The organism is Streptomyces sp. NPDC031064 (assembly GCF_055570965.1).
In genome coordinates, this window is record NZ_JBVIGF010000008.1 from 103034 (window position 1) to 122988 (window position 19955).

The 19955-nt window shown below is 71.0% G+C and carries 22 protein-coding genes, 1 tRNA gene and 1 riboswitch; of the genes, 15 read left to right on the forward strand and 8 right to left on the reverse strand.

Annotation, left to right across the window (positions count from 1 at the left end; translation table 11 throughout):
• Positions 1–16 precede the first annotated feature (16 nt).
• Positions 17–1303, reverse strand: a complete 1287-nt coding sequence (locus ACZ46W_RS27145; protein ID WP_468342622.1) for a PTS transporter subunit EIIC — start codon at positions 1301–1303, stop codon at positions 17–19.
• Positions 1304–1470: 167 nt separating this feature from the next.
• Between ACZ46W_RS27145 and ACZ46W_RS27150 the strand changes: the two genes are divergently transcribed.
• From ACZ46W_RS27150 to rdgB, 4 genes are all read left to right on the forward strand, one after another.
• Positions 1471–1704 (forward strand): PTS sugar transporter subunit IIB, encoded by a 234-nt coding sequence (locus ACZ46W_RS27150; protein ID WP_031076305.1) that lies wholly within the window; start codon positions 1471–1473, stop codon positions 1702–1704.
• A gap of 76 nt (positions 1705–1780) precedes the next feature.
• Complete coding sequence (gene rph, locus ACZ46W_RS27155; protein ID WP_366131171.1) at positions 1781–2512, forward strand: ribonuclease PH; 732 nt, start codon at positions 1781–1783, stop codon at positions 2510–2512.
• A gap of 91 nt (positions 2513–2603) precedes the next feature.
• Positions 2604–2987: a hypothetical protein gene (locus ACZ46W_RS27160; RefSeq protein WP_468342626.1), complete on the forward strand. Its 384-nt coding sequence runs from the start codon at positions 2604–2606 to the stop codon at positions 2985–2987.
• An 11-nt stretch (positions 2988–2998) separates the two neighbouring features.
• Positions 2999–3601, forward strand: a complete 603-nt coding sequence (rdgB, locus tag ACZ46W_RS27165; protein WP_468342629.1) for an RdgB/HAM1 family non-canonical purine NTP pyrophosphatase — start codon at positions 2999–3001, stop codon at positions 3599–3601.
• A gap of 61 nt (positions 3602–3662) precedes the next feature.
• Here rdgB and ACZ46W_RS27170 read toward each other — a convergent pair.
• The 3 genes from ACZ46W_RS27170 to bcp form a co-directional block, all read right to left on the reverse strand.
• Positions 3663–3746, reverse strand: a tRNA-Leu gene (locus ACZ46W_RS27170).
• 50 nt (positions 3747–3796) lie between these two features.
• On the reverse strand, positions 3797–5278 hold the full coding sequence (proP, locus tag ACZ46W_RS27175; RefSeq protein WP_468342632.1) for a glycine betaine/L-proline transporter ProP: 1482 nt from the start codon (positions 5276–5278) through the stop codon (positions 3797–3799).
• A gap of 130 nt (positions 5279–5408) precedes the next feature.
• The gene (bcp, locus tag ACZ46W_RS27180; protein WP_468342635.1) at positions 5409–5876 is read right to left on the reverse strand and encodes a thioredoxin-dependent thiol peroxidase; all 468 of its coding nucleotides are present in this window, start codon (positions 5874–5876) and stop codon (positions 5409–5411) included.
• Positions 5877–6016: 140 nt separating this feature from the next.
• Here bcp and ACZ46W_RS27185 point away from each other — a divergent pair, with 140 nt between their 5' ends.
• From ACZ46W_RS27185 to ACZ46W_RS27195, 3 genes are all read left to right on the forward strand, one after another.
• Entirely contained in the window at positions 6017–6337 is a 321-nt protein-coding gene (locus tag ACZ46W_RS27185) for a DUF3618 domain-containing protein (RefSeq protein ID WP_468342638.1), read from the forward strand.
• 55 nt (positions 6338–6392) lie between these two features.
• The gene (locus ACZ46W_RS27190; protein ID WP_073750705.1) at positions 6393–6731 is read left to right on the forward strand and encodes a GroES family chaperonin; all 339 of its coding nucleotides are present in this window, start codon (positions 6393–6395) and stop codon (positions 6729–6731) included.
• Positions 6732–6793: 62 nt separating this feature from the next.
• Positions 6794–6860, forward strand: a riboswitch (guanidine-III (ykkC-III) riboswitch).
• Positions 6861–6898: 38 nt separating this feature from the next.
• Positions 6899–7219, forward strand: a complete 321-nt coding sequence (locus ACZ46W_RS27195; RefSeq protein WP_468342643.1) for a DMT family transporter — start codon at positions 6899–6901, stop codon at positions 7217–7219.
• Here ACZ46W_RS27195 and ACZ46W_RS27200 read toward each other — a convergent pair whose 3' ends face one another.
• Positions 7220–9604 carry a transglycosylase domain-containing protein gene (locus ACZ46W_RS27200; protein ID WP_468342645.1) on the reverse strand — a complete coding sequence of 795 codons (2385 nt, stop codon included), beginning with the start codon at positions 9602–9604 and terminating at the stop codon, positions 7220–7222.
• A gap of 170 nt (positions 9605–9774) precedes the next feature.
• Between ACZ46W_RS27200 and ACZ46W_RS27205 the strand changes: the two genes are divergently transcribed.
• From ACZ46W_RS27205 to ACZ46W_RS27225, 5 genes are all read left to right on the forward strand, one after another.
• Entirely contained in the window at positions 9775–10575 is an 801-nt protein-coding gene (locus ACZ46W_RS27205) for an ABC transporter permease (RefSeq protein WP_468342648.1), read from the forward strand.
• A 40-nt stretch (positions 10576–10615) separates the two neighbouring features.
• Entirely contained in the window at positions 10616–11380 is a 765-nt protein-coding gene (locus ACZ46W_RS27210) for an ABC transporter permease (RefSeq protein WP_468343393.1), read from the forward strand.
• 8 nt (positions 11381–11388) lie between these two features.
• Positions 11389–12354 (forward strand): ABC transporter ATP-binding protein, encoded by a 966-nt coding sequence (locus tag ACZ46W_RS27215; protein WP_468342651.1) that lies wholly within the window; start codon positions 11389–11391, stop codon positions 12352–12354.
• Positions 12355–12379: 25 nt separating this feature from the next.
• Entirely contained in the window at positions 12380–12988 is a 609-nt protein-coding gene (locus tag ACZ46W_RS27220; RefSeq protein ID WP_468342654.1) for a DUF1707 SHOCT-like domain-containing protein, read from the forward strand.
• Between the two features lie 100 nt (positions 12989–13088).
• Complete coding sequence (locus tag ACZ46W_RS27225) at positions 13089–14378, forward strand: DUF445 domain-containing protein (RefSeq protein ID WP_468342657.1); 1290 nt, start codon at positions 13089–13091, stop codon at positions 14376–14378.
• 138 nt (positions 14379–14516) lie between these two features.
• On the opposite strand, the gene ACZ46W_RS27230 is transcribed toward ACZ46W_RS27225, so the two are convergent.
• The 3 genes from ACZ46W_RS27230 to ACZ46W_RS27240 all read right to left on the reverse strand — a co-directional run bounded on the left by ACZ46W_RS27230 (position 14517) and on the right by ACZ46W_RS27240 (position 15606).
• Positions 14517–14819, reverse strand: a complete 303-nt coding sequence (locus ACZ46W_RS27230) for a hypothetical protein (RefSeq protein ID WP_366131280.1) — start codon at positions 14817–14819, stop codon at positions 14517–14519.
• Between the two features lie 64 nt (positions 14820–14883).
• Positions 14884–15123 (reverse strand): hypothetical protein, encoded by a 240-nt coding sequence (locus ACZ46W_RS27235; protein WP_468342659.1) that lies wholly within the window; start codon positions 15121–15123, stop codon positions 14884–14886.
• A gap of 15 nt (positions 15124–15138) precedes the next feature.
• Positions 15139–15606, reverse strand: a complete 468-nt coding sequence (locus ACZ46W_RS27240) for a hypothetical protein (RefSeq protein ID WP_468342662.1) — start codon at positions 15604–15606, stop codon at positions 15139–15141.
• Positions 15607–15795: 189 nt separating this feature from the next.
• Here ACZ46W_RS27240 and ACZ46W_RS27245 point away from each other — a divergent pair, with 189 nt between their 5' ends.
• From ACZ46W_RS27245 to ACZ46W_RS27255, 3 genes are read left to right on the forward strand one after another with little or no spacing between them, the layout of a single operon-like run.
• Positions 15796–16398 carry a hypothetical protein gene (locus tag ACZ46W_RS27245; protein WP_468342665.1) on the forward strand — a complete coding sequence of 201 codons (603 nt, stop codon included), beginning with the start codon at positions 15796–15798 and terminating at the stop codon, positions 16396–16398.
• A 51-nt stretch (positions 16399–16449) separates the two neighbouring features.
• Positions 16450–18957 (forward strand): hypothetical protein, encoded by a 2508-nt coding sequence (locus tag ACZ46W_RS27250; protein ID WP_468342668.1) that lies wholly within the window; start codon positions 16450–16452, stop codon positions 18955–18957.
• On the forward strand, positions 18954–19955 hold the full coding sequence (locus ACZ46W_RS27255) for a phosphotransferase family protein (RefSeq protein WP_468342670.1): 1002 nt from the start codon (positions 18954–18956) through the stop codon (positions 19953–19955). Before ACZ46W_RS27250 ends, ACZ46W_RS27255 begins: the two co-directional genes overlap by 4 nt.

The following is a 19955-nucleotide window of genomic DNA, read 5'->3' on the forward strand; positions in this document are numbered from 1 at the left end:
CGGTAACGCCGAGGGGCTACGGCTTGGTGACGTCCGTCTCCGCCTCTTCGGGCTCGCGGCCCGGCGTCGGGATGTCGAACTTGGTGATCGCGAACCGGAAGATCACGTAGTAGACGACCGCGAAGACCAGGCCGATCGGGATGATCAGCCACGGCTTGGTGGCCAGGCCCCAGTTGATGACGTAGTCGATCAGGCCCGCCGAGAAGCTGAAGCCGTCCTTCACGCCGAACGCCCAGGTGACGGCCATGGAGACGCCGGTCAGCAGGGCGTGGACCACGTACAGCGCCGGGGCGATGAAGAGGAACGAGTACTCGATCGGCTCGGTGATGCCGGTGACGAACGAGGTGAGCGCCACCGAGAGCATCAGGCCGCCGACCTCCTTGCGGCGGTGCGGCTTGGCGCAGTGCGTGATGGCCAGCGCGGCCGCCGGGAGGGCGAACATCATGATGGGGAAGAAGCCGGTGGTGAACTGCCCCGCGTCCGGGTCGCCCGCCAGGAACATGCTGATGTCGCCGTGCACGACCGTGCCGTCCGGCTTGGTGAACGTGCCGAACTGGAACCACACGGGGACGTTCAGGAATTGGTGCAGGCCGATCACCAGCAGCGCGCGGTTGGCGACGCCGAACAGGCCCGAGCCCCATGCCCCGAGACCGACCAGCCAGTCGCTGAAGTCCTCCAGGGCGTCGCCGATCGGGGGCCAGACGAACAGGCAGATCACGGCGAAGGCGATGGCGACGAACGACATGATGATCGGGACGAGCCGGCGGCCGTTGAAGAAGCCCAGCCAGTCGACCAGCTTGGTGCGGTGGTACCGCTGCCAGAAGAAGGCGGTGAGCAGGCCCATGATGATGCCGCCGAAGACGCCCGGGTTCTGGTACGTGTACGCCACGAAGGTGTCGTCCGCGCCCAGGCAGCCGCCGCCCACGTCGGTGGTGCCCGGCGGGCAGTCCTTGGGGAAGGCGCGCAGCACGCCCCGGTAGACCAGGAAGCCGGCGACGGCCGCGAGCGCGGTGGAGCCGTCCGCCTTCTTGGCCATGCCGATCGCGACGCCCACGCAGAAGAGGAGCGGGAGGCCCAGGTCGGCGTCGAGGAGGGCGCCGCCCGCGCCCGCGATCACCTTGGCGACGTTCTCCCAGCCCAGCCCGTCGGCGCCGAAGACGTCCGGCTGGCCCAGCCGGTTGAGGATGCCCGCCGCCGGCAGCACCGCGATGGGGAGCTGGAGGCTGCGGCCCATCTTCTGTAGCCCCTGGAAGGCACCGGTCCACCGCTTCTGCCTGGGTGCGGCCGCGCTGTCGGAGCTCATCGGCGTCCTCCTGGTCTCCTGGCGAGACTGGTGTAGACCAGTTGCGATATCGTAGGCGCTGGTGATCGTCATCCTTCGGTACAACCGGGTAACGCGCCCGCGAAGATGGGCCAACCGTGCGTTACCGTGACGAAAGACCTAGGTGCGCCGAACGCAGGGAGAGAGACATGGCCAGCAAGGCTGAGAAGATCGTCGCCGGGCTCGGCGGCATCGACAACATCGAAGAGGTCGAGGGCTGCATCACCCGCCTGCGTACCGAGGTCGCCGACCCCGCCCTGGTCGACGAGGCCGCGCTGAAGGCCGCGGGGGCCCACGGCGTCGTCAAGATGGGCAGCGCGATCCAGGTCGTCATCGGCACCGACGCCGACCCGATCGCCGCCGAGATCGAAGACATGATGTGAGCTGACCGCTCACCCGTGAGGGGCCCGTTCCGGTACCGGAACGGGCCCCTCACACATCGGCGACTAGGCTCAGGGCATGTCTCGAATCGACGGCCGCACCCCCGAACAGCTCCGCCCGGTCACCATCGAACGTGGATGGAGCAAGCACGCCGAGGGCTCCGTCCTCATCTCCTTCGGCGACACCAAGGTCTTCTGCACCGCCTCCGTCACCGAGGGCGTCCCGCGCTGGCGCAAGGGCAGCGGCGAGGGCTGGGTGACCGCCGAGTACTCCATGCTGCCGCGCTCCACCAACACCCGCGGCGACCGCGAGTCCGTACGCGGCAAGATCGGCGGCCGTACGCACGAGATCAGCCGGCTGATCGGCCGCTCGCTGCGGGCCGTCATCGACTACAAGGCCCTCGGCGAGAACACCATCGTCCTGGACTGCGACGTCCTCCAGGCCGACGGCGGCACCCGCACCGCCGCCATCACCGGCGCGTACGTCGCCCTCGCCGACGCCGTCGCCTGGGCGCAGCGCAACAAGCTCGTCAAGGCCGGGCGCAAGCCGCTGACCGGCACCGTGTCCGCCGTGTCCGTCGGCATCGTGGACGGCACGCCGCTGCTGGACCTGTGCTACGAGGAGGACGTGCGCGCCGAGACCGACATGAACGTCGTCTGCACCGGCGACGGCCGCTTCGTCGAGGTCCAGGGCACCGCCGAGGCCGAGCCCTTCGACCGCAAGGAGCTCAACGCGCTGCTCGACCTCGCCACCGGAGGCTGCGCCGACCTCGCCGCGCTCCAGCGCGACGCCCTCGACATCACCCTCTAGCAACCGAGGGCGCCCCCGTGGGCGTCCCTATGAGTGCGGGCGTACGGGCCGAACCGTACGCCCGTCCGCAGCTCTCGGGAGGACCTGTTCCATGCGCCGTCGTCGTACCGCCGCTCTCGCCGCCGCCACCGTCGTGCTCGCCCTCACCGGAGCGGTCGGCTGCGGCGCGCTCGACAAGGCCATGGACTGCGTCCAGGCCGCCGACTCCATCGCCACCAGCGTCGACCAACTGAGCCAGGCGGTCTCGTCCGCCACCAACGACCCCACGCAGCTCAACGAGTCCCTCGACGAGATCGACAAGGAGCTCGCCGGCCTCAAGGACAAGACGGACAACGCCGATCTGTCCAAGGCCGTCGACGACCTCGGCAAGGGCGTCGACAGCGTCCGCACCGCCGTCAAGAACGGCGACACCACCCCGGACATCAAGCCCGTCACCGACGCCGCCACCGAGATCGGCAAGGTCTGCACCCCGTAGATACTGGGGGCATGACCCGCCTGATCCTCGCCACCCGCAACGCCGGGAAGATCACCGAACTGCACGCGATCCTCGCCGACGCGGGGCTCGACCACGAACTCGTCGGCGCGGACGCCTATCCCGAGGTGCCCGACGTCAAGGAGACCGGCGTCACCTTCGCCGAGAACGCCCTGCTCAAGGCCCACGCCCTGGCGCGGGCCACCGGCCTGCCCGCCATCGCCGACGACTCCGGCCTGTGCGTCGACGTCCTCGGCGGCGCGCCCGGCATCTTCTCGGCGCGCTGGGCGGGCCGGCACGGCGACGACAAGGCCAACCTGGACCTGCTCCTCGCCCAGCTCGCCGACATCGCCCCCGAACACCGTGCCGCCCACTTCGCCTGCGCGGCCGCCCTGGCCCTGCCGGACGGCACCGAGCGCGTGGTGGAAGGCCGGCTGCGCGGCACCCTGCGCCACGTCCCGGCCGGAACCGGCGGCTTCGGCTACGACCCGATCCTCCAGCCGGACGGGGAGACCCGCACGTGCGCGGAGCTGACGGCGGCGGAGAAGAACGCCATCAGCCACCGCGGCCAGGCCTTCCGCGCCCTGGTCCCGGTCATCCGTGAACTGGTCGGCTGACGCGGCCGGTTACGCCCGAAGGGCCGCCCCCGGGAAACGGGGGCGGCCCTTCGGGCGTACGTGCGGCCGGAGGGACTCGAACCCTCACGGGTGTTACCCCACTGGGACCTAAACCCAGCGTGACTGCCAATTCCACCACGGCCGCGTGCGCGCCCCCATCGTAGTGGGCCGCCCGCGGCCGGTGGGCGGCACCCGTCAGAACCGGGGCTCGGGCGCCTGGGCCTGGACGAGTGCGGCGGCCTCCTCCTTCGTGCAGACCGACGGCGGTGAGCCGGCCAGGGGCTGACGGGCCGTCTCCTTCATGCAGGCCACCGCGACCACACCCACCAATGCGGCCGCCATCGCGTAGTACGCCGGCATCAGGGTGCTGCCGGTGAGGCTGATGAGGGCCGTGATGACCAGCGGGGTGGTGCCGCCGAAGAGGGAGGCGGAGAGGTTGTAGCCCACCGACAGCGAGCCGTAGCGCACCTGGGTCGGGAACAGCGCCGGGAGCGCCGCCGACATGGTGCCCAGCAGGCACACCAGCGACAGGCCCAGCATCAGCATGCCCGCCGTGATGGCGAGGACGCCGCCGAGGCCGATCAGCCAGAACGCCGGCGCCGACAGGAACAGGAAGCCCAGCATGCCCGCCATCAGCAGCGGCTTGCGGCCGTAGCGGTCGCTGAGGCGGCCCACCTGGTTGATGACCAGCATCAGGAACGCCATGACGGCCAGCAGGATCAGCAGCCCGTGCGTCGCGCTGTAGCCGAGCTCGTCGGAGAGGTACGTCGGCATGTACGACAGCAGCATGTAGTCCGTGACGTTGTACGCCCCGACGAGGGCGACGCACAGGATCAGCGTCGGCCAGTACTGGCGGAAGATCGTGGCGAGGTCGCCCTTGGCGGACGTCTCCACGGTGTCGGCCGCCTCGGAGGCGGACGCGCTCTCCGACGCCAGTTGCTGGAACGCCGGCGTCTCGTCCAGCCTCAGCCGGAGGTAGAGCCCCACCAGCCCCAGCGGCCCCGCCACCAGGAACGGCACGCGCCAGCCCCAGGCCTCCATGGACGCGTCGCCCAGGACCGCCGTGAGCGCGGTGACCAGGCCCGCCGCGCCGACGTAGCCGGCCAGCGTGCCGAACTCCAGGAAGCTGCCGAAGAAGCCGCGCCGCTTGTCGGGGGCGTACTCGGCGATGAAGGTGGACGCGCCGCCGTACTCACCGCCCGTCGAGAAGCCCTGCACCAGCCGGAAGAAGATCAGCAGCACCGGGGCCCAGAAGCCGATGGACGCGTACGAGGGGATCAGGCCGATCGCGAACGTGCCGACCGCCATCAGGATCATCGTCAGCGCGAGGACCTTCTTGCGGCCGATCCGGTCGCCCATCGGCCCGAAGACCAGGCCGCCCAGCGGCCGGATCAGGAAGGCGACGGCGAAGGTCGCGAAGGAGGAGAGGAGCTGCGCCGTGTCGTTCCCGGAAGGGAAGAAGACATGGCCGATGGTGACGGCCAGGTAGCTGTAGATGCCGAAGTCGAACCACTCCATGGCGTTGCCGAGCGAGGCCGCCTTCACGGCCCGCTTGACCGCCGCCTGGTCGGTGACGGTGATGTCGGACCGCCGGAGCTTGGGGTTCTTCCGCTGCTGGATGGTGCGGAACAGGATGCGGTGGCGCCTGACCGCCGCTGGATCGGCCGTGGCCGCCATGGGCAGGTTCCTTTCCTGGACTTCGGGATCAATCCAAGGGGAACACCTGCTCGGTCCTCGCTTTCGCAAACCGAAGCCCTGATTGATGGGGACTTCGGTCACATGGCGGCGGGCCGGTCGGACGGGCGGCTCAGATGCCGAGGTCCTTGATGATCTTGGCCACGTGGCCGGTCGCCTTCACGTTGTACAGCGCCCGCTCGACCTTGCCCTCCTCGTCCACGACGACCGTCGAGCGGATCACGCCGGTCACCGTCTTGCCGTACAGCTTCTTCTCGCCGAAGGCGCCGTAGGCCTCCAGGGTCGCCTTGGACGGGTCGCCGACCAGCGTGACCTTCAGGTCCTCCTTCTCGCGGAACTTCGCGAGCTTCTCCGGCTTGTCGGGCGAGACCCCGATCACGTCGTAGCCCGCCGACGCGAGCACGTCGAGGTTGTCGGTGAAGTCGCACGCCTGCTTGGTGCAGCCGGGCGTCATGGCGGCCGGGTAGAAGTAGACGATGACCTTGCGGCCCCGGTAGTCGGCGAGCGACACGTCCTTGCCGTCCGCGTCGGGCAGGGTGAAGGCGGGGGCGGTGTCGCCGGGCTGGAGTCGCTCGCTCATGGCTTCCTGGCTCCTCGGGGGCTTGGGAGGGGGGATGGTCGTACGCCTTCAGAGCCTAATGGGGGTCTGCGACAGTCACCGGGCCCCCGAGCTGACAGACTGTCCACCACGGATTTGGACGGACCTACGGAGGCAGCGCGGTGTCGGAAGCCAGGACCCCTGCGCAGATCGAGGCGGACATCGTCCGCCGACGCGAGCAGCTCGCCGTCACTCTCGACGAGATCGGCGTACGCATGCACCCGAAGACGATCATCGGGGACGCGAAGGCCAAGGTGGCGTCGACGGTCGACCAGACCGCGGGGCGGGCCTTCGTCACGGTGAACCGCGTGGTCACCGACGTGAAGGGACGGTTCGTCGCGGAGGACGGCACACCGCGGCTGGAGCGGGTCGTGCCGGTGGCGCTGCTCGCCGTCGGCGTGGTCGGGCTGCTCGCCCTGACCACCCGGAAGCGCAAGGGCTGACACGAGCCATGACCCTCTGGCGTGCGGGACGCGGCGGGGCAGGTAGGTTCGTGGCGTGAGCGAGAACACCCACGACAAGCTGCCCATCCGGATGCTGCACGACCGGGTGCTGGTCCGCACCGACACGCCCGAGGGCGAGAGGCGTTCGGGCGGCGGCATCCTGATCCCGGCGACCGCCGCTGTCGGCCGCCGGCTCGCCTGGGCCGAGGTGGTCGCGGTCGGTCAGAACGTACGGACCGTGGAGACCGGTGACCGGGTGCTGTACGACCCCGAGGACCGCGCCGAGGTCGAGGTGCGGGGCGTGGCGTACGTACTGATGAGGGAACGCGACCTGCACGCGGTCGCGGCGGACCGTTTCGGTGGTTCGGAAGACTCGACCGGTCTGTATCTGTAGCGACACCTGTCGCAACGCGTGTGGAAAGGCCTGGTGGCGGATGTCACCAGGCCTTCGTGCCTGCGTTTGCTAGCGTGGAGGGACCCCGACGAGACGCGCCGTACCGGGTTTCCGCAAAGACGACGCACCCCTTGTTCGTACGTTTCCCGCGTCTCGGAGGTGCCGTCATGGCCTGGGTCCTGTTGATCGTCGCCGGTCTGCTGGAGGTGGGCTGGTCGATCGGGATGAAGTTCACGGACGGCTTCACCCGGCTGTGGCCCAGCCTGCTCACCGGCATCGGGATCGTCGCCAGCATGGCGCTGCTGTCCCAGGCCGCCAAGACCCTGCCGATCGGCACCGCGTACGGCGTGTGGGTCGGCATCGGCGCGGCCGGTGCGGCGGTGGTCGGCATGGTGGTGCTCGGTGAGCCGGTGACCGCCGCCCGGATCTTCTTCGTGTGCCTGCTGCTGGTCGCCGTGGTGGGCCTGAAGGCCACCTCGGGCCACTGACTACCGGCCGGGCACCGGCGGTACCGGTACGTCCGGCATGGCGGGTACGGGCGGTACGCCGGGCACGGCGGGTGCCGGGCCACCGGGCGGGCCGGCGGGCGTGCCGGTGGCGGGCCCGGTGGTCGCGGCGCCCGCCGGACCCGTGGGCGTCCCCCGCGTACCGCCGGTGCCCTGTGCCCCGCCCGGGCCGCCCGGCGTGCCGGGGCCCCGGTAGCCGTCGTCCCCGTCGTACCCGTCGCGCCCCTCCCGTCCCCGGCCCGCCTCCATGCCTTCCTGGTCGCCCTCCTCGTTCCAGCCGTCCGGGCCCTCGGAGTCGCCGGGCTCGAAGGGCCAGGGCTCCTCCTCCGGCTCCTCGTCCGCGCCCTCCGCCAGCACCAGGTCGAAGTCCCGCACCGGGCTGCCCTCCAGCGCCGCCCGGGTGTACTGGCCCCAGATCGACGCCGGCGCCCCGCCGCCGTTCATCCGCTCCAGCCCCAGCGCCCCGTACAGCGGCTTCTGCGCCCCCGTGTCCGGGTCCTGGCCCATCACCGTGATCACGGTCGCCAGGTCCGGGGTGTAGCCGGCGAACCAGGCCGCCTTGTCGTCCTCCGCCGTCCCGGTCTTGCCGGCGGCCGGGCGCCCGGCCGCCTGTGCGGCGGTGCCGGTGCCGCCCTCGATGACGCTGCGCAGCATGGCCGTCGTCGTGTCGGCGGCCTCCCGGCTGATCGCCTGCTTGCGCTCCACGGCGGGCAGCGGAAGCTCGGCGCCGTCCCTCTCGACCTTCTCCACCAGCGCGTACGTGCCGTGCTTGCCGTGGTTGGCGAGGGTCGCGTACGCCTGCGCCATGTCCAGCACGCTCGCGGTGGCCGGGCCGAGCGCGATGGAGGGCGACGGGTTCAGGTCGGGGGTGTCGGCGGGCAGGCCCAGGTCGATGGCGGTCTGCTCCACCTTCGCCGGGCCGACGTCCACGGCGAGCTGGGCGTACACCGCGTTGACGGACTTGTCCGTGGCGGTGCGCACGGTGATGGGGCCGTAGTCGACGTCGTCCTCGTTGGCCGGGGCGTACGGGTGGCCGCCCCAGCCCAGCACCTGGCGCTTGTTGGTGCCGTCGTACCGGGTGTTGGGGAGGATGCGTTCACCGTCCTGGGTGACGGAGGAGTTGTGGATGGCGGCGGCGAACACGAACGGCTTGAAGGTGGAGCCGACCTGGTAGTCGCGGCGGGTCGCGTTGTTGACGAACTGCCGGGTGTAGTCGACGCCGCCGTACATGGCGACCACCTTGCTGGTGGCCGGGTCGATGGACACGCCGCCGACGCGTACGTAGCGGTCCGTCTGGTTGGCGGTGTCGAGCTGGGACATGACCTGGTCGTCGACCGCCGCGGCGAGGGACTCCTGCTTGTGCTGCTCCAGCGTGGTGGTGATGCGGAAGCCGCCCTGGGCCAGGGTCTTCTTGTCGATGACGTTGTGGTCGGTGAGGTAGTCCTCGACGGCCTGGACGATGTAGCCGCGCTGGCCGGACAGGCCGGTCGTGGCCGTGGCGTCCTCCGGTTCGGGGAAGGTGGTGGCGGCGCGGGCGGCGTGGGTGAGCCACTTCTCCGTGACCATGGCGTCCAGCACGTACCTCCAGCGCCCGATCGCCTTGGAGCGGTTCTCGGGGCGGCCGTCGACGTCGTACGCGCTGGGGGCGTTGAGCAGCACGGCGAGGTAGGCGCCCTGAGCGGTCGTCAGGTCCTGGGCGTCCTTGCCGTAGTAGGCGCGGGCGGCGGCCTGGATTCCGTAGGCGTTGCGGCCGTAGAAGCTGGTGTTGAGGTAGCCCTCGAAGATGTCGTCCTTGGTTTTCTCCCGGTCGAGTTTGATGGAGATGAAGAACTCCTTCACCTTGCGGACCAGGGTCCGTTCCTGGCCGAGGTAGTAGTTCTTGACGTACTGCTGGGTGATGGTGGAGCCGCCCTGGGTGCCCTTGCCGGTGAGCGTGTTCCAGGCGGCGCGGACCATCGCCTCGGGGTCCACGCCCGGCTGGGAGTAGAAGTCGCGGTCCTCGGCGGCCAGTACGGCGCGCTGGACGGGGAGGGGGACCTGGGAGAGGCGCACGTTCTCGCGGTTGACGTCACCCTTCTGGGCGAGCGGGGTGCCGTCGCGGTACAGGTACACGTTGGACTGGGCCGTGGCGGCGGCGTTGGCGGGCGGGATGTCGACGAGGTGGTAGCCGGCGAAGAAGCCGCCGATCAGCAGCAGGGCGGTGAAGAGGAACGCGCCGAGGACCATCCGCCAGGTCGGGACGAGCCGCCGCCAGCCGGTGCGCTTCTTCCGCTTCCGCTTGGCGGGGTGGTCGGGGGCTTCGCGGGGCGGCCCGGCGACGGTCGGGTCGCGGGGCTCCCAGCCTGGCTGCGATGGCTCGTCGCTCATGGTCTCCGGCCTGGTTCGTGGCTTATGTCCGGCTTGCGTAGCCCTCTCATAGTGCACGGCCCACCCGCCCAACCCCGGCAACGGCGGCCGAAAACCGCTCGCGGGCGTGGACCGGGGAGGGCTAGGCTCCTCGGCTTTGGTGTGTTCCGGGGGTGGAAGGGAGCGGGGAGATGCGGCTGTACGCGGCCGTGGCGGCGGGCGGGTTCCGGCGCTATGCGACGTACCGGATGGCGACCGCCGCCGGGGTGTTCACCAACACCGTCTTCGGCTTCATCCTGGCGTACACCTACATCGCCCTCTGGGACGAGCGGCCCGGTCTCGGCGGCTACGACATGGCCGAGGCGCTCGCCTATGTGTGGATCGGACAGGCCCTGCTGGCGACCTGCGGGCTGATGGGCGGCGGGTTCGAGGACGAGCTGATGGAGCGCGTCAAGACGGGCGACATCGCCGTCGACCTCTACCGCCCGGCCGACCTTCAGATGTGGTGGCTCTCGGTCGCCCTGGGCCGTTCCGGCTTCCAGCTCCTCGGTCGGGGCGTGGCGCCGATGGCGATCGGGGCGCTCGCCTTCGACCTCGCCCTGCCCGAGCACCCGCTGACCTGGCTCGCCTTCCTGGTGTCGGTGGCGCTGGGCGTGGTGGTGAGCTTCGCGGTCTGGTTCCTGGTCGCGCTGAGCGCGTTCTGGCTGATGGACGGGGCCGGGGTGGTGCAGGTGGCCTGGCTGTCGGGGACGTTCTTCTCCGGGATGCTGCTGCCGCTGACCGTGTTCCCCGGCGCGCTGGGCGAGGTGGCGCGGGCGCTGCCGTGGGCGTCACTGCTCCAGGTCCCGGCGGATGTGTTCCTGGAGAAGCGGACGGGGTGGGAGCTGATGGAGGCGTACGCGTTCCAGGCCGGCTGGGCGCTGGTGCTGCTGACGGCGGGGCGCGCGGTCCAGGCGGCCGCGACGCGGCGGGTGGTGGTCCAGGGTGGCTGAGGTGACCGCGGGGCTGCGGGCGTACGGGCTGATCGCCGCGATGTGGGTGCGCTCGACCATGACGTACCGCTTCTCCTTCGCGATGACGCTGCTGTCCAACTTCACGGCCACCGGCTTCGACTTCGTCGTCATCCTGCTGATGTTCGGTCAGGTGCGCGGCCTGGGCGGTTTCTCCTTCGCGGAGGTGGCCTTCCTGTACGGGACGACCGGCACCGCCTTCGGGCTGGCCGACCTGGCGCTGGGTCAGGTCCAGCGGCTGGGGCGGCGGGTGCGGGACGGCACGCTGGACACGCTGCTGGTGCGGCCCGTGCCGGTGCTGGCGCAGGTGGCGGCGGACCGGTTCGCGCTGCGACGGGTGGGGCGGGTGATCCAGGGGCTGATCGTGCTGGTCTGGTCGCTGGTCCTGCTGGACGTGGCGTGGACGCCGGTGAAGGTGGCGCTGGTGCCCCTGATGGTGATCAGTGGGTGGCTGATCTTCTCGGCGGTGATGGTGGTGGGCGCGGCCTTCCAGTTCTGGGCACAGGACGGCTCGGAGGTCGCCAACGCGTTCACGTACGGCGGGAACACCCTCCTGCAGTACCCGCCGGTGATCTTCGCGCAGGACCTGGTGCGCGGAGTGGTCTACATGGTGCCCCTCGCCTTCGTGAACTGGGTCCCGGCGCTGTACGTGCTGGGGCGCGAGGCACCGGCGGGGCTGCCGGGGTGGACGGCGTTCGCCTCGCCGCTGGTCGCGGCGGTCTTCTGGGCGGTGGCGGGGCTGGCCTGGCGCGTGGGGATTCGTTCGTACCGGAGCACGGGGAGTTGAGCGCGTACATGCAGGACTTCATCGAACTGGACGGCGTCGAGAAGGTCTTCGACGTACGCCGCAAGGCCGGCCGTTTCCGGCGCGAGAGGCACCAGGTGAGGGCGGTCGACGGGATCAGCTTCCGGGTGCCGCGCGGCGAGATGGTCGGCTACATCGGGCCCAACGGCGCCGGCAAGTCGACCACCATCAAGATGCTGACCGGCATCCTCACCCCCAGCGGCGGCCGGCTGAGCGTCGCGGGCATCGATCCCTCCCGGGACCGGACCCGGCTGGCGCGCCGCATCGGTGTGGTCTTCGGGCAGCGCACGACGCTGTGGTGGGACCTGCCGCTGCGCGACTCCTACCGCCTGGTGCACCGCATGTACCGCATCCCGGACGCCCGCTTCCGGGAGAACCTCGACCGGTGCGTCGAACTGCTCGACCTCGCCGACCTGCTGGAGGTGCCGGTCCGTCAGCTCTCGCTGGGCCAGCGGATGCGCGGCGACATCGCGGCGGCGCTGCTGCACGATCCGGAGGTCCTCTACCTGGACGAGCCGACGATCGGCCTGGATGTCATCTCCAAGGCGAAGGTCCGTGACTTCCTCCGCGACCTGAACGCCGAGCGCGGCACGACGGTGCTGCTCACCACGCACGACCTCACCGACATCGAGCAGCTCTGCAAGCGCGTGATGGTCATCGACCACGGGAAGCTGATGTACGACGGGCCCTTGGGCGGCCTGCACGAGGTGGGCGAGAGCGAGCGGACGCTGGTGGTGGACCTGGAACGGGAGCTGCCGCCGATCACCGCGGAGGGCGCCCGGGTGGTGAAGGTGGACGGGCCGCGCCAGTGGCTGGCGTTCCCCGCGGCGACGTCGGCAGCGCCGCTGGTGGCCCGGATCGCGGCCGAGTACCCGCTGGTGGACCTCTCGGTGCGGGAGCCGGACATCGAGACGGTGATCGCCAAGATGTACGCGGAGCGATCAACGGGCCTCTGACGGCACCCCGCATTAGTCTGTTCGTATGACGAGCGAACTGCCCGAGATGCGGGCCTCGGACGCCGACCGTGAGCGGATCGCGGAGCGGCTGCGGGACGCGGTCGCGGAGGGCCGCCTCGACATGACCGAGTTCGAGGAGCGGCTCGACCTGGCGTACAAGGCGCGTACGCACGGCGAGTTGGCCCCGCTCGTCCGTGACCTGCCGGCCACCACCGCCCCCGTGGAGGCCGGTGACCCCGCCTGGCCGGCCCGCATCGGCAAGCCCGCCACCTCCAAGGGCGCCTTCGCCTTCTGGAGCGGCTTCGGCCGGCGCGGCAAGTGGACCGTCGCCCGGAACTTCACGGCGGCCGTGCTCCAGGGTGGCGGCGACATCGACCTGCGCGAGGCGGACTTCGAGGACGGGGAGATCGTCATCCGCTGCTTCGCCGTCATGGGCGGCATCCAGGTCGTCGTCCCGCCCGAGCTGCACGTCGAGGTGACCGGCTTCGGCTTCATGGGCGGCTTCGACGACCGGGGCGCGGGCGAGGGCACCCCCGGCTCGCCGCGCGTGCGGATCACCGGATTCGCGCTGATGGGCGGGGTGGACGTGAAGCGCAAGGAGCGGAAGGCGGCCCGCAAGCAGCTCCGGAAGTGACCTTTCCGTGTTCGCGGGGAACTCGCCGTGCGGCTCAGGAGTACCTGAGATAGGGACATAAGTACGCACGCGCGCGGACGGGTGGAGCCGGATGAGTCGGATGAACCATACGAAGACCCCGCTGGTCGCCTTCTCGTACACGGCCGCCGACGAGGAGAAGCGCCGGGGCGTACGCCGGATGAAACTCACCGCGACCGCCCTGCTGCTCCTGGTCGCCCTGATCTACGTCCTGGCGACCTGGGCCCGCAATTCCGGCGTGACCGGCTGGCCCGGCTACGTGGCCGCCGCCGCCGAGGCCGGCATGGTGGGCGCGCTGGCGGACTGGTTCGCGGTCACGGCGCTGTTCCGGCGCCCGATGGGGCTGCCCATTCCGCACACGGCGATCATCCCGACCAAGAAGGACCAGCTCGGCGCCTCCCTCGGCTCCTTCGTCGGCGAGAACTTCCTCTCCGAGGGCGTCGTACGCGCCCGGCTGCACGCCCTCGGCATCGGCGGCCGCCTCGGCGCCTGGCTGGCCGAACCCGCGCACGCCGACCGGGTGACGGCCGAGCTGTCCACGGCGCTGCGCGGCGCCCTGACCGTGCTGCGGGACGCCGACGTCCAGGCGGTGGTGGGCGAGGCGATCACGCGGCGGGCCGAGGCGGCGGAGATCGCGCCCGGGATCGGCAAGACCCTGGAGAAGGTCGTCGCCGACGGGGCCCACCACGGGGCGGTCGACCTGATCTGCAACCGCGCCCACGACTGGCTGGTCCTCCACGCCGACTCGATCATGGACGCGGTCCAGGGCGGCGCCCCCGGGTGGACGCCCCGCTTCGTGGACCGGAAGGTCGGCGAGCGCGTCCACAAGGAGCTGCTGCGGTTCGTCACGGAGATGCGCGACATGCCCGCCCACCCGGCGCGCGGCGCGCTGGACCGGTTCCTGACGGACTTCGCCGCCGACCTCCAGGGCGACACCGACACCCGCGCCCGGGTGGAGCGCCTCAAGTCCGACCTGGTGGCCCGGCCCGAGGTCCAGGACATCATCGCCTCCGCCTGGTCCTCCGTACGCGCCATGATCATCTCGGCGGCCGAGGACGAACGCAGCGAGCTCCGCCTCCGCGCCCGCGCCTCCCTCATCTCGCTCGGCACCCGGCTGGCCACCGACGGCCGCCTCCAGGCGAAGGTCGAGGGCTGGGTCGAGGACGCGGCGGTGTACGTCGTCACGACGTACCGCGCCGAGATCACCTCGCTGATCAGCGACACGATCGCGAGCTGGGACGCCGAGCAGACCTCCAAGAAGATCGAGGCCCACATCGGCCGCGACCTCCAGTTCATCCGCATCAACGGCACGGTGGTCGGCGCGCTGGCGGGCCTGCTGATCTACACGATCTCCCACGTGGTGGCCGGCTGACACCCCGGGGAACCCCGGGCGCCGCCCGGCGTCGCCGGGCGGGGGACCGGCCCCTGCCCGACCGGTCACCCGCCCAGCCACTGTGGGGAGGTGCTGTCTTATACGTACGCCGTCGAGCGGGTGTTCAACCGTTCCCGGTCAACCGCTCTTCCGGCTGACCGCCCACGACGCCGCCGCCATCGCCCCGGCCACCGAGAACACCGCCGGCCACGCCCCGACCTTCTTGGCCAGCGGATGCGACCCGGCGAACGCCGCGACGTACGCCGCGGTCAGCCCCGCGGCGGCCTTGCCCCCACTGCGCTCCCGCCACTCCCGCGCGGCCACGGCCCCCGCCGCCGCCAGGGCCACCCCACCGAGCGGCCGCTTCTTCGTCCACCGTGCCACGGCGTACCCCCCGACGAGCCCACCCGCCGCCACCACCGCTGCCGGAACCCTCGCCATGTCGTCGCCCTGCCTTACGTCCAGTCGTACGCCCGTACGACGCTCGGTCATGCCTTGGTCGAGGCTAACGCGGGGGGCGGGGGGATTTGCGGCGGGTGCGTACGTACACGACGGCGCAGAGCGCCAGGGCGGCGGTAAGAACCAGGCCGCTGTAGGTGCGCTCCGAGATTGACCGCGTCACGTCGTCGGGGAGGAGCAGCGTCACCCCCATCACCAACAGCGCTCCGCCGATGGAGCACAGCATGCCGATCAGCAGCCACCGCAACGCACGGGCCTGGGGAGAGGTGAGGAGGCGTCGAGCCATGATCTGATCCACCTGTCACTTGGTGATGTAGTGGCACTGGGTGGCGCGCTTCGAACCGTTCACGAAGAAGTCCGCGCATGCCTTGCCGTAGTGCTTCAACGTGCGCTTCTTCTTGTCGACACGGCCGATGGAGTTCCAGCCGTCGCAGCCGTGGTGGGTAGCGCCCCGGCTGACCTGGTACGTGCGGCCATTGGTGTTCACGTACCGCCAGTCGATGCGCCAGTTGCACCAAGCCGCCCCGGCGCTGTCGAGCCCGGCCGTGTCCTGGATGGACGCCTCCTGCCGGGTGATCTTCTTGCCCGAGCCCCGGATGAAGTGACCGAGGGTCGTCCAGGGGAGGCAGAGGTCGTGACCCTGCATGGTGTAGCAGAACCCGCTCACCTTCGCGTACCCCACCGCACTCGCCGCCGCCGGTTCCGCCGCCGTGGCGACCAGAACGGCCGCGGCGCAAAAGACCTGGGCGTACTTCACAACTCGGCGCATCCAAGGCTCCGTTCATCGGGGTTCGGCGACGCGCCGAAGATCCCCGCGCACCGGCCGCCCAACCGCACGGTGACCGTCCGATGACAAGAAGTAACCACCAGGGGTGGTGCAGGAGCCTTCCTGCCACCATCACGTAACGGCACAGGGCCAAGCGGATAGGCGCACGCGCCCCTAGGGCACCAACCGCGCATGCCGACCACCCCCATGCCTCCGCACCGCCTCGCCGCGGACCCGCTCGTCGTCGCCCAGGACGGGGTCGCCACCGTCCACCAGCTCATGGACCTGGGTTGTGCCTCCTCCGCGATCGCCGGCCTCTGCCGACCACCAGGCCCCTGGCGCCGCCTGCTGCCACGCGTGATCGTGCTCCAGACCGCCGCGCCCACCCGGCAACAGCGCCTGCGCGGAGCCCTCCTGTACGCCGGCCCCGACGCCCTCCTCACCGGCCCGGCCGCCCTCGCCCTGTACGGCGTCACGTCCGTACCGGCCCCCAAGGTCGACGTCCTCGTCACCCACCGCGCCGGCCCGCGCGGTCACGCCTACGTCCGCGTACGCCCCACGATCCGCCCCGCACGCCGCGTACCGGTCGCCGGCCTCGCCTGCGTACCCCTGCCGCGCGCCGTGATGGACGCGATCCCGTACCTGGAGACGGAGGACGCCGTCACCGTGCTGCTCGCGGAGATCGCCGAGCGGGGCCTGTGCCACCGCGACGAGCTCATGGCCGAGGCCCGGGCAGCACAACTCCCGCACAATCCTTGGGTGATGGAGGTGCTACGGGGGGCGACCGGGCACTGAATCCCGTAGCCTCACCCTCGTAGCGTTGGGGTATCAGGGGGAGCGACCGCCATGCCGATCAGGCCGCGTTATCGACGAGTTTCGGCGCTGCAACGCCAGTTCTTCAACCGTGAGGAACTGCTCGCCACGTACGACGAGGAGCTGCACGGGATCGCCGACCGGCTGAGGATCCTGAACGTCGTCGGCGTCGGCGGGATCGGGAAGTCCCGGCTCCTCCAGGAGCTGCGCAACCGCACCCCCGACACCTGCCGTACGGCCCGTCTGGACCTGCAACTGCCCACGCTGCGGCAGCAGGAGGACGCGCTGGCCGTGCTGCGCATGGAGTTCGGGGCGCAGGGCGTGAAGTTCGACCGCTTCGACATCGCGTACGCCGTGCTGTGGCAGCGCGTGCACCCCCAGCTCCAGATGGACCGGAAGAACACGCCCTTCGCCGAGGACAGCGAGGTGCTGTCGAAGATCCTCGACGACGCCATGGGCCTACCCGTCTTCGGAACGGCCGCCGGGCTCGTGCGCCTGACGGGCCGCGCCATGGCCAACCGCCAGCGGCGCCAGCGGATCGAGGCCGACCCGACGCTCCAGGAGCTCGACAACCTGTCGAACGCCGAGCTGGGGCACGCGGTGTCGTACCTGTTCGCCGAGGAGATGCGCCAGTCGGCCGAGGAGCGGCCGTACGTCCTGTTCGTCGACGCCTACGAGGCGATGGTGCCCACACCGCTGCCGGGCGGCCGCAGCTACGGGTCCGACGCGTGGCTGCGGGACCTGCTCGGCCAGCTCCACGGCGGGCTGACCGTCCTCGCGAGCCGGGAGACGGTGCCGTGGGCGGCGTACGACAAGGAGTGGGAGACGGTGATCCGGAAGGCCCGGATCGACGGGCTGCCGATGCCGGCCCGCCTGGACCTCCTCGCCCAGGCGGGCATCACCGAGAACCCCAAGCAGCGGATGATCGCCGAGGCCAGTGCGGGGGTGCCGTTCTACCTCCACCTCGCCGTGGACACGCACGCGCAGAACCCGGCGAGGACGGCGGCGGACGCGGGGACGGCCGAGGAGATCGTCCAGCGGTTCCTCCAGCACGTGGCGCCCGACGAGGTGCGCATCCTGGAGCTGCTGAGCGTCGCCCGGACCTTCGACCTGGGGATGTTCCGCGCGATCGGCCGGAGCTTCGACCTGCCGGCGAACCTGCTGACCTGGGAGTCACTGACCGCGTACTCGTTCGCGTATCCGCTGCCGCAGGGTTGGTACCGGCTGCACCAGCTCATGATCGTCGCCCTCCAGCACCACCTGTCCCCTTCCGTCAAACGCCACGTCCACTCCGTCATGCGGCAGTACTGGGAGGAGCTCGCGGACCGGATGGAAACCGGCTCGGGGGACTCCGGCGTGGCCCGGTCCTCCCCGCTGCGGGAGGCCGTTTACCACGGCCTGCACGCGGAGGACATCTCGCCGGAGCAGATCCAGAAGCACGCCGACCGGGCCGTCGTGATGAGCGGCCGGCAGGCCCGCGACGGGATGATCAAGGACATCCGGGACTTCCTGGCCTCCCCGCCCGCGACGCCGTACGCCCTGGACGCCCTGCCCGGCATCCGGGACGCCGCCGACTGCCTGGACGCGGAGTCCAGGCTGGAACTCGGGGACGCGAGCGCGGTCATCGCGATGACCCCCGCCCTCGACATGCCCGTGCGGTCCGTGGTGTCGGCGCGGCTCGCCCTCGCCGGGGCGAACGCGCGCCGGATCGCCGGGGAGAGCAGCCACGCGGCGAGCATCTTCGAGCGGGTATGGGCCGAGCACGCCGGGGAAGCCCGTGCTTCGGCTGGGCTGTGCGTCGCGGACATCCGCATGTGGCAGGGCGACTTCGCGGGCGCGTTCGCACTGGCGGAGGAGGTCCACGGCATCTGCGCGCCGCACGAGCGCGTCACCCGGGGCGACCTGAAACGCCTGATGCACCTGGGCCACCGGTTCCTGATGGACTTCACCAGGGCCGCCGGTCTCCTGGCCGAGGCGGAGGAGGAGTACCAGGCCGTGGGCGCCGTCGTGGGCCTTGCCAACATCCGGACCAACAGGGCCGAGCTGCTGGCCTTCACCGACCCGGGGGCAGCCGTGGCGGAGGCGGGCGCGGCCCTCGACGTCCAGCGGGACCTGGGCGCCCAGCACGAGCTCGGCAAGGTGTACACGGCGATGGCCATCGCACAGCTCCGGCTCGGGCAGTTGGACCGGGCGGAGGTCTCCTTCCGCAACGCCAACACCGCACTGGACCAGGCCGGTTACCGGTCGGGGCGGGCGCGGGCGGACATGTTCCGGGCGTTCCTGCTGCTGCGCCGGGGCGAGCGGCAGGCGACACAGCGGCTGCTGCACCACGCGGCGCGGGAGTTCGAGGCGTGCCAGGTCTATCCTTCGCTGGTCCTGGCGATCCACAGCGCGGCCGAGCGGACGGGCCTCGCGACGCCGGAGCTCGTGGCGGCCGCCGACCGGGCCCGCCCCTTGCTGCGACCGCTGGGCACGCTGGAGGACCTGAACCGCCGGACGGACGAGGTGCTGTCGATGATGCTCGAAGAGGTGGCCTCGTGAGCCCCGTGACGTGGCTGACGCTGTACGAGCAGGCCCTGGCGTCGGAGGATGCCGCCGCCGGCTACTACAACCGCAACGTGGGGGTGCGTACGCCGGAGGGCAAGGTGAATGTGCGCATCCCGCTCGCGGCGGCGGACGTGATGGACGTACGGATCTGGCGCGAGGAGGACGTACTCGCCTGCATCGGCCCCTACGTCGGCCAGGCGCCCGGGCTGCGCCATGTGTCGGAGGACCCGCGCTTCCAGGTGCACCACTTCATCGAGGGACGCGTCCTGGACGGCTTCTGCCCACGGGGCAGCGCGGTGCCCGCCCACGTCATGACCGACGTGGTGACGCTGATGGACCAACTGGCCCGCATCCCGGCGGAGAAGACCCCGGCCCGTCCGCTCGACTGGCCGGAATCGGGCGACAGCGCCGGCTTCGGCCGACTGTTGGCCGGCCTCACCCGGCGCATCCACACCACGCACCTGGGGGAGTACGGGGACGTCTTCGCCGCCTTCGGCATCCCGGCCGAGCCGCTGGCGGTGGTCGACCCGCTGTGGGACGGGCTCACCTCCCGGCCGTTCGTGATGCTGCACGCGGACCTCCACCGCAAGAACATGATCGTCTCCGACGCGGCCACCTGGTTCCTGGACTGGGAGCTGGCGCTGTGGGGCGACCCCGTGTACGAGATCGCGATCCACTTCCACAAGATGGACTACCCGGACGAGCAGCGGACCGAGGTGCTGCGCCAATGGCGGGACCGGCTACCGCCCCAGTGCATCGCCGGCCCCCGCACGGACCTCAACCTGTACATGGCCCACGAGCGCGTCAAGTCGGCGATCGTCGACACGATCAGGTACTCCAAGCAGCTCGGGCCCGCCGCCCCTGCGGAGCGGGACTTCCTCATCGGCCGCCTGGCGAAGAAGCTGAACGCCGCCCGCCGGGTGTGGGGTTCGCCTCCCGACATGACCCCGCAGCGGGTCGCCGCCGCCCTCGCCCCCTGGCTGGAGAGGTAA